Source organism: Leptolyngbya sp. PL-A3, assembly GCF_039962325.1.
Taxonomy (GTDB): Bacteria; Cyanobacteriota; Cyanobacteriia; order Elainellales; family Elainellaceae; genus Vacuolonema.
The window spans coordinates 133,485-145,380 of the sequence record NZ_JAMPLB010000016.1 but is presented as its reverse complement, the minus strand read 5'-3'; the positions used below and the strand labels follow the sequence as shown (position 1 = coordinate 145,380).

General features: G+C 53.1%; 11 protein-coding genes and 1 tRNA gene. 4 read left to right on the top strand and 8 right to left on the bottom strand.

Annotation, left to right across the window (positions count from 1 at the left end):
- Positions 1–163 precede the first annotated feature (163 nt).
- The 4 genes from NDI52_RS14645 to NDI52_RS14630 all read left to right on the top strand — a co-directional run bounded on the left by NDI52_RS14645 (position 164) and on the right by NDI52_RS14630 (position 4,285).
- On the top strand, positions 164–340 hold the full coding sequence (locus NDI52_RS14645; protein WP_190773147.1) for an HNH endonuclease: 177 nt from the start codon (positions 164–166) through the stop codon (positions 338–340).
- A 193-nt stretch (positions 341–533) separates the two neighbouring features.
- Positions 534–2,858, top strand: a complete 2,325-nt coding sequence (locus tag NDI52_RS14640; RefSeq protein ID WP_190773146.1) for a ComEC/Rec2 family competence protein — start codon at positions 534–536, stop codon at positions 2,856–2,858.
- An 82-nt stretch (positions 2,859–2,940) separates the two neighbouring features.
- Positions 2,941–3,027 (top strand) — tRNA-Ser (locus tag NDI52_RS14635).
- A 271-nt stretch (positions 3,028–3,298) separates the two neighbouring features.
- Positions 3,299–4,285 (top strand): hypothetical protein, encoded by a 987-nt coding sequence (locus NDI52_RS14630; RefSeq protein ID WP_348256457.1) that lies wholly within the window; start codon positions 3,299–3,301, stop codon positions 4,283–4,285.
- Here NDI52_RS14630 and NDI52_RS14625 read toward each other — a convergent pair.
- From NDI52_RS14625 to NDI52_RS14590, 8 genes are all read right to left on the bottom strand, one after another.
- On the bottom strand, positions 4,272–4,637 hold the full coding sequence (locus NDI52_RS14625; RefSeq protein ID WP_190773144.1) for a hypothetical protein: 366 nt from the start codon (positions 4,635–4,637) through the stop codon (positions 4,272–4,274). The two genes, NDI52_RS14630 and NDI52_RS14625, sit on opposite strands and share 14 nt — an antisense overlap.
- Entirely contained in the window at positions 4,615–5,154 is a 540-nt protein-coding gene (locus NDI52_RS14620) for a hypothetical protein (RefSeq protein ID WP_348256456.1), read from the bottom strand. The genes NDI52_RS14625 and NDI52_RS14620 overlap by 23 nt, the downstream gene beginning before the upstream one ends.
- 232 nt (positions 5,155–5,386) lie before the next feature.
- Positions 5,387–5,644, bottom strand: a complete 258-nt coding sequence (locus NDI52_RS14615; protein ID WP_190773142.1) for a hypothetical protein — start codon at positions 5,642–5,644, stop codon at positions 5,387–5,389.
- 14 nt (positions 5,645–5,658) lie between these two features.
- Positions 5,659–5,874, bottom strand: coding sequence for a hypothetical protein (locus tag NDI52_RS14610; protein ID WP_190773141.1), 216 nt, complete (start codon positions 5,872–5,874; stop codon positions 5,659–5,661).
- The gene (locus NDI52_RS14605; RefSeq protein ID WP_348256455.1) at positions 5,871–6,047 is read right to left on the bottom strand and encodes a hypothetical protein; all 177 of its coding nucleotides are present in this window, start codon (positions 6,045–6,047) and stop codon (positions 5,871–5,873) included. The genes NDI52_RS14610 and NDI52_RS14605 overlap by 4 nt, the downstream gene beginning before the upstream one ends.
- Complete coding sequence (locus NDI52_RS14600) at positions 6,044–6,589, bottom strand: ASCH domain-containing protein (protein ID WP_348256454.1); 546 nt, start codon at positions 6,587–6,589, stop codon at positions 6,044–6,046. The genes NDI52_RS14605 and NDI52_RS14600 overlap by 4 nt, the downstream gene beginning before the upstream one ends.
- A complete protein-coding gene (locus NDI52_RS14595; RefSeq protein ID WP_348256453.1) occupies positions 6,586–8,670 on the bottom strand; it encodes an alpha-ketoglutarate-dependent dioxygenase AlkB in 2,085 nt (694 codons plus the stop codon). The genes NDI52_RS14600 and NDI52_RS14595 overlap by 4 nt, the downstream gene beginning before the upstream one ends.
- Positions 8,667–11,846, bottom strand: a complete 3,180-nt coding sequence (locus NDI52_RS14590; protein WP_348256452.1) for a plasmid replication protein, CyRepA1 family — start codon at positions 11,844–11,846, stop codon at positions 8,667–8,669. The genes NDI52_RS14595 and NDI52_RS14590 overlap by 4 nt, the downstream gene beginning before the upstream one ends.
- Positions 11,847–11,896 lie beyond the last annotated feature (50 nt).

The window sequence follows — 11,896 nt, the reverse complement described above, 5'->3', positions numbered from 1 at the left end:
ACGAATCGGAGCGTTGGACGAGCTTCACGCGGCGTAACCATACCCTTAAAGATGGCAACAGAAACATTCTTCTATTTTGATTTATTTCTCGCGAGAAGGATGGAAGAGGGTTAGATTGACTAAACAATACTCTGGACAGTTTTTCTGAAACCCTTGATTTTGCGTGCGCTTCGCGCACGCAAAATCAAGGGTTTCAGAAAAACTGTCCGAACTAATACTAAAGAAAGTCGATCATATTATTCCTCGGTCGAAAGGTGGTTCTAATGATATAGAGAATCTACAAACCCTTTGTAAAAAATGTAATATTGGCAAAAGTAATAAGGACAATACGCGATTGTAGTTTAGTCCTTAGATTCAATAAACCTAATTTAGAATGGGTATAGTGGCTCCTGCGATCGCCTTAGTTAGTATAAAAAACAGCTAAATCTTGAGAGTATAAGTATAAAAATTTATGGATAGGGGAGATGCTGAACGCATCTCCTTTTTTATTTGGGGGATGGGAACACTGGGGAGGTCGGGTGCAGAGATAGCTGATGTCAACCAGTGGATTGGTTTTGTGCTGTGCATATGTAGTGGGATTGTTACTGACGGCATTACCGTGGAAGGTTTCTGGAGTGCCTGTGGGGGCGATCGCTCTCCTTATGCCAGGAATTGTTACAGCCTTGGTGATGCCAAGGGTTTGGCGGATAGGACCACGAGCAAAGGTTTGGTTAGTGGCCGGCGCAATTGGGGGATTTGCAGCTTTTTATCTAGGGTTTCGGACACCTGCACCTGGAGCAGCAGATGTTAGTCATTGGTTAGAGCGATCTTCACTACCTTCCCAAGTTGAAGTCTGGGGATTTATTGAAACAAGCCCTCGACTAACGCGGAGCCAGAAAATTCAGTTCAATCTGGATGTGTTTCAGATAGGGGGATCGGTAAAACCTTCAGAGCCAATGGTTTTGCCAGAAGCAGCCACCGGGCACGTGTATGTGACGGTACCGTTACTATGGGGAACAGGGTTGCATCCCGGGCAGATGGTGAGCGTGAAGGGGAAGTTGTATGAGCCTCAGGCAGCAACGAATCCAGGAGGGTTTGATTTTCGGGCGCAGCTAGCGCAGCAGGGAATTTTTGCAGGGTTGAATGGCAAGCTGGTGACATTTCCGGAACCGGAGGGTCGGTTCCGAGAACAACGAACTTTGTGGCGGCAGATTTCAGGGGAAGTGCAGCGTGGGTTGTGGGAAGTGCGGGGACGGATTGTGCGATCGCACGTCTCTGGCCTCAGCGTCCCCGAAGGGCCGCTCGTCAGCGCCATGCTCCTGGGAAAAGGAGGCGTTGATGTGTCGTTTGCGATTAAAGATGCCTTCGCGAGTGTTGGACTGGCACATGCCTTGGCCGCCTCAGGCTTTCAGGTTTCCCTGCTAGTCGGAATCATGGTGCGGCTGACACAGGGGTTAGAGAAGCGGCTGCGGCTGGGAGTTTGCACTGGGGCGTTGGTAGTATACATCGGGCTAACAGGCTTAGAAGCTTCGGTGTTACGGGCAGGGGTGATGGGGTTTGCGGTGTTGTTAGCGATGACATTGGAGCGGCGATCGCGCCCTCTCGGTTCTCTACTCGTAGCTGCCGTTCTCCTACTGGTATTCAATCCGCTCTGGATCTGGGATTTGGGATTTCAGCTCAGCTTTATGGCGACCCTGGCCTTACTGATTATGGGGCCAGCGCTGATGAAGCAGTTGGATTGGATGCCCACGGGAATCGCTTCATTGGTGGCCGTTCCGTTAGCAGCTTACATATGGACGTTACCCCTGCAGTTATATGTATTTGGGGTGGTGTCACCTTACAGCGTGCTGCTGAATGTAGTAGTGGCTCCAGTATTGACCGTGATTAGTTTGGGAAGTGCGATCGCCGGGCTTTTCGGCTTCTTCTACATCCCCGCCGGAAGTTTGGCGTCAATGCTGCTTTATTTTCCAACGCACTGGCTGATTCAACTTTCGGATTGGGTATCGAAGTTACCGGGGAATGGGTACGCGACAGGAACAATCAGCATTGAGCAGGTATTGGCACTATATGGGCTTTATTTGATGATCTGGTGGGTTGTGCGACTACAACGCTACTGGTGGATCGTGACAGTGCTATGTGTCGGATTAGTGGCAGTTCCAGCAGGAGCAGCGACGACACAGCGCTTTCAGGCGACGGTGTTAGCAACCTCCGATCATCCGGTAATGGTGCTACAGAAGAAAGGGGAGGTTGGAATTATTGGGACGGTAGGGGAACGGGATGCTCAGTTTGCGGTGTTGCCGTTTTTGCAGAAGCAGGGAGTGAATGAGGTGGATTGGGCGATCGCTCCCCACTGGCCCACTGAATCAGCTGAATCAGCAGGCTGGCTCAAACTTTTGGATCGCGTATCCATTCACCAGCTTTATACACTTCCTGATTCCCAAAAGCCTTCTAGTCCAGTAAGCGCTAAACATCAAAGGATTGATCAGGTTATCCCATTACCTCTGGGAAAAGCGATTCCTGTTGGTTCAACACCAATCCGCCTGGTAAGTGCAGAGCCAGCAGCATTGCGATTTCAGCTGGGTGATCAGATTTGGTTATTTGTAGATGAGATGGCAGCAGATAGGGTGAAACCAATGATAGCAGCGGGAGTTTTCTCAGCAGCGAATGTGGTTTGGTGGGGTGGAGAGTTAAGGGACAAGAAGGTGCTGGAGCAGGTGGGTGCTGAAGTGGCGATCGCCTCCGGCAACCCCATCTTCCCTGAATTGGAACAATGGTTCCAGCAACACCAGACAGCGGCTTACTCCACCCAGCAGGATGGTGCCATTCAATGGACTGTAGATACTGGGTTTAGCCATCTCCTGTCAGCAGACTCAGAATAATAAGCAGGATTACTACGCGCCTCTAGGTACAATTTCTTGTGCTTCTGCGTTTTCGCGTCCGTTTTTGAGTAATATAGATGACGGAGAGGTGGCAGAGTGGTTGAATGCGGCAGACTCGAAATCTGTTTTGGAGTCAAATCCAACGGGGGTTCGAATCCCCCCCTCTCCGTCCCGGAGACGCTCTAGGAGCCACTTACAGCCGATAACTCAGGGTTGCGCTTGACCCACTCAGCTTAATTTTTCTACGCTGTGTGGGGTTGAAAGTAAGCGATTGTGAGGGGCACTTGAGGGACAAGCAGACCTTCGATGAACAGCTAGAAGCCGCTAACCGACAGCTTGAGAAATGCGGCCTAAGGGAAAAAAGGGGAAAACTTTATCTCCGCTCCCGGCAATTTCCGCCAAAGCCGGGGGATGAACCTGGAAAACAATATGAGATTGGAATGGGGGTAAACGCTTCCCCCGCTGGCCTGAAGGTGGCGATCGCCAAAGCTAAGGCCATTGATGCGGATCTAATGTGGGAGCGATTCACTTGGGAACCTCACCTGAAGGGCAAGGATAAGCCAGCAGAGAGCGTGGGGGAATGGGTTGAGCGGTACGAGAAAGACCACTGGGAGCACACCCAGCGGAATCCGACGAAGGAGAATTCTTTCCACAAGAACTACCGCCTCTACTTCCAAAAAATCCCTCAAGATTTACCCCTCACAGTGGAACTGCTACACGAAACCATCGTGAGCAAATCGCAGCCGGAGAGTCGGAACCGTGAGTTCTACTGCATGGCATATCGGCGGCTGGCAGAGTTTGTGGGGAGGAAGGGGGCGATCGCTCCTGAGGTGCTGGAAGCCTTCACTCAGGAGTTGCGGAGATTAAAGCAGGGATATGAATCAGAGCAAATTCTGAGTGATCAATTACCAACTGATCAGCAAATCTTAGAGATTTGGGAAGGGATTAAAAACCCTGGATGGAAGTGGGTGTATGGGATGTTGGCTACTTATGGGCTAAGGCCGTCTGAAGTTTTTCGCTTAGATCTGGGGAAGTTTAGCGAGAAAACGGAAGCGTTGCGGGTACTGAAAAACACAAAAACAGGGGCACGTATCACGTACCCCTGTCTTCCAAGTTGGAGGGAGGAATTTAAGTTGTGGGAGGTTTCGCTACCAAAGATTCAGAGGATTGAGGAGCGAACCAATAATGAGCTAACGGAGAAGGTTGGGTGGCAGTTCTACCAGCTGAAGATTCCACACTCTGCTAAAGATCTCAGACACGCTTGGTGCATCCGTACCGCTTTAGAGGGGGTTCCTGACTCAATCGCCGCTAGGTGGGCAGGTCATAGCCTTGCGGTTCACAGCAAGACTTACCACCAGGCTATCAGCGAATCCCAACACCAGTCTGTATTTGATCGCATGAAGGCAGGAAAACTTAGGCAACCTTAATCTGGTCTGGGGGAACTTTGGTGAATTCGTAGTATTCCAGCAAATGCACCTTCCAGGTGGCTTGGCTGGCATCGATGCCCTGGTCGTTGCGGTAGTGAACCCCGTAGACCATGTTCCACTTCTTCCCCTTCGCCGTGCGCCACTCTTCAGCCGTTTCAATGTCGCGCATGATTCGATCGCGACTTCGCCCAGTGGCTGCCGCTGCAATTTGGGGCGTTACCCAGGGGCCATCTACACCCGCCATCTTAAGCACCAATCGCATCCAGCTCAGTTGCTCCATCATCAGTTGTTGCTGTTGCTGGAGGGTTGAGATTTGCTCGTGTAGCTCTTTAGGTGTTGGGGGTTTCGCCATGGGTAGCCTCCACAAACTTATTGCAGCCAATGTGGGTTCCGTAGGGAGCACTTCGTCTAGGAGTGAAGGGTAACTTATGACATCCATACACTTCTGCATCTACCGGGTAGTGATGGATGCACCGAAAGCAATCAACCCAGGGGTGATTCCGCCGTTGGGTCTCTCGCCGCGATCGCTCATCCTCCAGCAGCTTCGGATCTGTCGTTAGCGTCCCCCGTGCAGGCAAAAGCCTCACCTGGTTGCGGGGATAGCTGATAGCCGTCGTCGACTTTCCACGGAGGATGTCTACCAGCTCGCCGTCGTCGTACTGCACCACACCTATCCAATCTCCAGCGGGGTCTGAAACGACTACCTGCTGCCCTTTTTTTAAGGGGGGAACCGGTGGCAGTGGGGGTGGTTCGGGTTGGGGAGGAAGCACCGCCGCTGGGAGTTGGGTGAGTCGAGTAGTTGCCACCGGCTCTGCTGCGTGCGCTGGCTCCTGTAGAGCTTCAAAGATAGTTATTTGATGGCGTTCCATATAACTTTCACCTTGGATGTTCTATCTCGACTCTCATTTGCAATTGCCATGTAGTCGCGAGCTTGCAACATTGATTGCCTCGGTTCGGACCTGGAGATAGTTCTGGGCTGGGGTGCCACGATTCCAGGCATCATAAACCTGCTTTTGGAGGGGTTTAGGAACTAACTTCCAGTGACGGCTACACATGAGAACGTGCTGTGGCAGCTTCCAGGTGCAGCCTTCGATAGGGCACTTATGCACGGTGATCGTCTCCCTTCAGTTCAATCAATTGCTTAGTTAGTGCAGCTTCTCGACAAGATGGGCAATCGTTGCAGTAGCGTACATTTTGCTGAATCGTACCAGCAGCGAAACCAAATGTCTCGCTGATGTCGCTTGTGTGGACAGAGATACAGGCATCAGGGCGATCGCTCCCGCAGATGTGGCACTTCCATGCCGCCATTCCCCACATTCGCTTGTAGATGTCACTTGGAGAGCCAATCAACTCACTCATGGTGTTGCAACCTTCTAAAACGGCATCTCATCAGAACCAGAAGACCTCCCCCAGCGGAGCAACTTGGGTCGCCATTGCCGGAGCTGCTGGAGGCGATCGCCAAGGGTGTAGTTGTTGGGGTCGTGGCAGTGAACGCAGCGGCTCTGCCAACTTCTGCCACGCCGGTAGAACTCGATCTCATGGCCAAACAACCAGCACCGCACATAACTGAATAAGCCTCGGAGTGTCATAGTTTTGCCTCACTTGTTTCAGGTATCCAGGGTTTCAAAGCTTGGTATCGGGCCTCTGCTAGCACCGGGGGAGGATTGGCTCCAACCAGAGCCAGGATGCGGTAGCGGTTTCCGGGGTTAAGCTGTTGGAAGTGCTCCGGCTCCAACTGTTTGAGAAGTTCGGCTTCACTCACAGCATCACCCCCACAGGTTGTTCGATCTGCGATCGCACTACCAGGGCTAACTCCTCAGGAACCGAGAGAAGCTTGCCCTGGCGGCTGGTGAACGGGATGGGCTGAGGCAAAGGGCGAACATTATCGAGTTGTAAGGCGTAGCGGCCTGGTCGCCAGTCTCCAACAGTCAGCTCTAGCTGCGATTGCTCATTGATGTATCTGTAGGTTTGCTCTGAAAGCGTGTTGTAGCTGGGAGCCATCATTCTGCAATCAGTTAGCTCTGCGATCGCCACGATGCAGCCGAGTGGCAACTGATGAGCAAATGGCAATCGGCTCTGGTCATTGATAACCCCTGTCTCGTGAGCAATCCTAAGCGCATCTATCCACACAGACCATGCAGCAAAATTCAGCACTCTTGAGGCATCAGCAGACATGAATGGGCGCTTGGCAGCATGAATCAGCAGCGGCCCCCGGTAATCAGTTGACCAGTGCCGGGTTTCGTAGCGCTTCAGGCCCAGCGCTACCAGCGATGCCCAGGGTTGATGAAGAGTAACGAGCTTCACAGTTCCACCTCCGGTAGTTGGTCGATTAAGTGCTGGATGGCTTTGATTCTTGAACCACCGAGCGATCGCGCCAGAGCAGCAAGCTTCAGCTCCTGCTCCTCAGAAAGGGGCAGCTCATAGAGGATGCAGCCGCCCTCAGGCAATGACTTGATTCGTGCTACCCCGTTGGGAACGTAGTAGTTGGGCTGAGGCTCTACGGTTGGGGGCGTGTAGTTTTTGCACCCTTCGTTCTCCACAAACCAGTTCTGCTTCAGCAGCAGCGTTCCATCGAACTCCTTCTGCTCGCAGTGGTAGCGATCGCCGCTACCTGTCAGATTTCGGTATTTGCAGCCATGGCAGCCGGTGCTGAGAGCATCTCGGCTGGCCTGCATCTCGGCATTGAAAACCGCTGGAGTGATAGAGGGTTTGCATTCTGGGGGGATGGGTTCTAGAGCCGTTGTATTCAGCTCAGACTTGCCCCGAATTTCAGCTACAGCAGCTTTTACCGCCTTGGCTGTGGGTTTCCCTCCAGTTGCCTCAGCAGCCTGCTGGATGGCTTCAGCAGCCTGCTCTGTGGGCAGCTTTTTGAGGTGCCGGTAGGCATCTGCTGATTGAGGAAGGGCGGACTCTGGAACTCCAGAGTCTAAAAGCTGCGTAGCCGTTTCCCCAGCGCTGGCAATCTCATGTGCGTATGCCTCTTTCCAGCCAAATCGAACCTGCACATACTCTTTGAAGGATTTGTGCCCCTCTATCTCCCACAAATTCTCAGCTCGGATGGCTGCAACCGCTTGCCATACCTTCGCCTTTCCTTCCTCCATCAGCTTCATCCCTTTCAGGATCTCGCCTTCGAGCTGCGTTAGCCGCTCGTGAGGATCTGAGGGAATGACCTCAACGGGGGTGGCATCGATGCTGGAAGCGATCGCCATCCCATCCACATGGGGTCTGAAGGTCCAGTTGATCCGCATCCCACATTCCTTCGAGGTTTTAGCGATGCGGTGCTTGTGGGTGCTTTGGAAACCGGAGGGCATAAACACCAGGTCGCCGCTGCCCAACTCAAAGCTCTGAACCTCCCCACCGGCTTTACTACGAACGTCAAAGCGTCGGGTGGCACCCAGGCTTATGGATGCGATCGCCGGGTTTCTACCCATCTCCTTGCTATCGTCAGCGTGCCATCCAATGTGGTCGGCACCGGAGCGGTAGAGGTTGCCAATGACTACCTGATACTTGCAGCCGGTTGCAGCTTCCACCTTTTCTCGAAGGGCTTGCAGCTCGGGAGGCCAGGGCAACGGCTCCAGCTCCACATTCGAATAGCGGTAGGTGCAACCTGGGTCACCAAACATTATCTCCAGCCGGGGGAGCTTCGTCTCTTTGCCAAAGATGCGGAAGCTGTTGTGTTGCCAATCCAGCGCTTCACTGAACTCGAACAACTGTTGGGCCTCATCGGCAGTGAGAAAGCCAGGAGTGTATTGTGCTTTCCCCTCATCGCTTGTCTCAACCAGGTGCAGCCGATGATAGGCAACCGTTACCGTTTCCCCGTGGTCGAAGCGCACTGCAACATCTGGGTATTGCAGGTCGGTGATGACGCCGGTGTTGGTAGCTTCCCCATACCAAACGCGATCGCCCACCTTCAAATCCGGGCCTTCGTCCTCGTCCTCCTCATCGATGTGGACGGCGGGGGTGGGTGCGATCGCCCGTCGGGGTTCTGGCTCTGGTGCGGCCTGGATGAGGGTGAGGTTGCGATAGGGGTAGTTGTCGGTGCCCATCCCCTTGTTCACGTACTCAATGATGACCCTGGTATCAGGTTCTTTAGGGTCAGCCTTCAGCACATAAGCCTTCAGACCACCGGGAGTGCTGACGTAGGCTCCAGACTGCATTCGAGGGTCTAACTCGATGACCTCAGCACCGGGGTCTAGCATCTGGGCTGTGCTGAGGATGACAGCCTCACCACTGGTCAGTTTCAGGTACTTTCGACCGACAGACTGCACCGTTCCTTCGATGGTGCTGTTGTCTTTGAGGGATTGGCCACGGACGCGATCGCCTTCCCAAAATTGCAGGGGCATTTCATCGATGGCGGGGGTGGTGCGGTCGATGCTCTGGGTCATGCTGCACCTCCCACCTGATGGGGTAATTGATTGTTTATACCGGGGGTGTGCATCTCGGAATTAGTCCGACTTGCATCATCCCGAGTGAACCATCTGTGCAGTATTTCGTCTCTACCGTCCTTTGGCTCAACGAACTGGTAGATGCGCTCACGATGTCCAGCACCGCCCGATTGCCCAACGCATTTAAGTTTGATACCAACCTTACTCAGTAGCGACTGAGCAATCTGGATGGGGCTCATCTTGTCAGAAATGGAAACCCCCAGGGCGTTCTTGATGCGGGAGGCAAACTTGAGGGCCTGTGCTCTCAGCTCCAACAGATAGGGGTGTGCATCCTCATATCCATCTCGCTTGATGCCACCGTTAAACGCTTTTTCGGGGTCCAGAAGCTTCTTCACTCCCAGGGCTTCTAGCATCCCAACCTTCACGCTGTACTGGGAACGGTTCATGGTGGGGAGCCATACTCCACCTGTTTTTGCAACGTTGTCTAGAGCTTGGCGATCGCGCTCACTGAGAAACTGGCGACCTATTTGCAGGAAGTAGAGCAGGCGAAGCTTGGGATACCAACCGTCATCGTCCTTCGATACCAGCTCCGGCGTTACCTCAGTGCAGTAGCGGTCCTGGATGCTATGTTTGCGCTCCTTGTACTGGTCTGCTTTGGTCTTAGACTTCTTCCCCTTCAGCTCCTCATACTCTTTGAGAGTGACATCCTCAGCCGTGGCGATCGCCTCACACTCGGCCTGGTGTTGCTCATCGCGGGTAGTTTCGATTTCGTGAACGGCATCAAACACCCCCTCAGCATGATTGGCCTCAATGATGTGATGGCCTTCAGTTTGCAGGCCATAGATCACGGCTTCCCGATAGCTGACGGTGGAAGCATTGATGCGAGCTGCCATCCTTGCCCAAAGCTTCAGTGATGAGGCATAGGCTGCAACCATCTCCTCATCAATCGTGAGGATCTGAAGGATTTTGCTAGCCACCTTTGAGATCTCATACTCAGCGCTGAGGATGGCTCTGGAGGAAGTAGAGCCGTTGGCTACCTTGCCCAAGCCGTACTTCTTGATCCAGACGTGGCGGGGAACTCCTTCCCTCACCCGAGCCAGTGCCTGACGGGCCGAATTCTCGGGAGCGACCCCATTGAGAATGGCCCATACCCCAGTGAAATGACCTTTGATGTCGATAGATAGCCCGGTTTCAATCACTGGGCTAACAATCACCACGTCATAGTTTTTGATGACCTCATTGATTTTTGAGGTACAGCCAAACGCTTCATGGCTCGGGTCAGCTACGGTTTGAGAGTCGATTCGGAGCACCCGCTTATCAGGGTGACGTTTTTTGATCCACCCTTCCAGGGTCGTCGTTGACCAGCGGCCCTTTGACTTCTGAGACTGGGTGAAGACGAAAGGTTTTCCACCATTGGCGATATCCTCATCCAACGCAGCCACAAGCTGGTCTGGTTGGTTGTGGGCATAGTGGTGAACTTGCCAGGGGGTTTCCGGTCGATAGGTGTTGATGACGGTCCAGGGCTTCACCCGTTGCTCTATTAGCCCCCAGATGAACTCCAGCGACAAATCAGACAGGTCAGCATCACTGAGGATGATCTTGCCGCGATCGCTCTCCAGGGTGTTCAGCAACAGTTGTTTGATCTGCGCCATTACTGGGATGCGACGGCTGCTGATTTCGGTCGTTGACGAGAGCAGATGCCAGATGACCTGCTCGCACTCGTCGATGATGACGATGGTGTTGTGCCAATGGTCTGCGTTAAACCGCGCTGCTGACTCTTGGAACAGCGAATCCACACACACTCCGTAGCCCATCAACCGACCTTCTTCAGAGGTTCGTAGCTCGGTGACATAGGGCAAGCCGACGCGATCGCAGATGGCCTGACCGAGTTGGATGCGATGGGTGATGAGGAGAACACGCTGCCCACTTGCGGTGGCCTCTTCAACGATGGGCAGGAATGACTGAGTTTTGCCCGTGCCCTTAGGGGATTTGAGGAGGACTAACTTTGCATCGGTGGGGATGGGCAGCTCTCCCAGATAGCGCCGGTTGAGCAGCAGGTCTGGTTGGTAGGTGAGTTGGCTATAGCGACGGGATTGCCACAGCTCAAAGCTCAGGGCTTCATTGAAGGCCTGGTGAAAGGCATCTGTACCCTGGGCAACGATAAAATCATCAACCCCCTTCTGAGGGCCTGGGAGAGAAACAATTTTGACCTTACAGCCTGCTTTGGATAGCTGCTGCTTCAGCTTCTCCGTTTCACGCGCAACGTTCTGGATGGTTTTGGGTTTGGTTTCGTAGTCGAAACAGATGTAAACCCGGCGCTCAGGTGTCGCAAAAAATTGTAGGTCTGGGATGAGGTGGGGAAGGCATGGAACGCCATCCTGCCGAGTGCGAACCCCCATCGTGATACCAGGGAGTGCGATCGCTAGGTATCCCTCACTAAGAAGCTTCGCGGCCTTCTTCGCACCTTCGGTGATGATAACGGGAACATTGTAGGAATGCACCCAGGGCCAAAATCCTTCATCTATGGTGCTTGTAAGTCCCTGAATTCCTCCGCTATGAAAATGTCCATGCTCAGTTTCGAGATTTCTGGCTTGATCGCATAATGCTTCTCGAAGTAATCGGCCAATTTCTCTAAGTTCCCTTCTTTCACAAGCCGCCTGAAGTGCTTCAGCTGGTCGATTTTCTTGGAGTCTCCCAAGGTAGGTACGGAATCTTTGGATCCAGGCTTCTTGTGCTTCTTGCGCAGCATAGTTGATTGCTATTTCACAACTTGATAGCAAGTTTACTGGCAGAAACAGCGCCCGTGGTTCAGCTTTTGGGGGCGCTTCGTACTTGAGGGGTTTCCAGCTTTCAGGGTCAATGCGGGGATGATCTGGCTTGAACTGCCCCCACTGCATGGGTTGCCAGTTGTTGAGGGGGTCAACCCCAGTTACAAACCAACCGCCCTTCGTCGCAAATTCGTACCGTTCTAGGAGTCTGCTGGTACCAACGGTAACGTAGGTTTTGGCGTGGTCACTATTGGGGATGGCCTCATAAAGTAGGGCTTGTAGTGCCCGATCGCCTGAGAGGGTAGCGATGCTAGCGGCAACGATTGAAGGGTGTACGCCACTGCCAACAGTCCACTCTTCCCAGTGCTTAAGATTGATGTATTGGGGTCGTGAGGTTGTTACAGACATTAACGAGTTCTCAGCTAAACTAAGTGACGAACATAATGGGTGCCCCGGTA

Coding starts and splice junctions, on each gene's coding strand:
- NDI52_RS14640 (WP_190773146.1), top strand. CDS start 534: ATGTCAACCAGTGGATTGGTTTTGTGCTGTGCATATGTAGTGGGATTG.
- NDI52_RS14630 (WP_348256457.1), top strand. CDS start 3,299: ATGGGGGTAAACGCTTCCCCCGCTGGCCTGAAGGTGGCGATCGCCAAA.
- NDI52_RS14625 (WP_190773144.1), bottom strand. CDS start 4,637: ATGGCGAAACCCCCAACACCTAAAGAGCTACACGAGCAAATCTCAACC.
- NDI52_RS14620 (WP_348256456.1), bottom strand. CDS start 5,154: ATGGAACGCCATCAAATAACTATCTTTGAAGCTCTACAGGAGCCAGCG.
- NDI52_RS14615 (WP_190773142.1), bottom strand. CDS start 5,644: ATGAGTGAGTTGATTGGCTCTCCAAGTGACATCTACAAGCGAATGTGG.
- NDI52_RS14610 (WP_190773141.1), bottom strand. CDS start 5,874: ATGACACTCCGAGGCTTATTCAGTTATGTGCGGTGCTGGTTGTTTGGC.
- NDI52_RS14595 (WP_348256453.1), bottom strand. CDS start 8,670: ATGACCCAGAGCATCGACCGCACCACCCCCGCCATCGATGAAATGCCC.
- NDI52_RS14590 (WP_348256452.1), bottom strand. CDS start 11,846: ATGTCTGTAACAACCTCACGACCCCAATACATCAATCTTAAGCACTGG.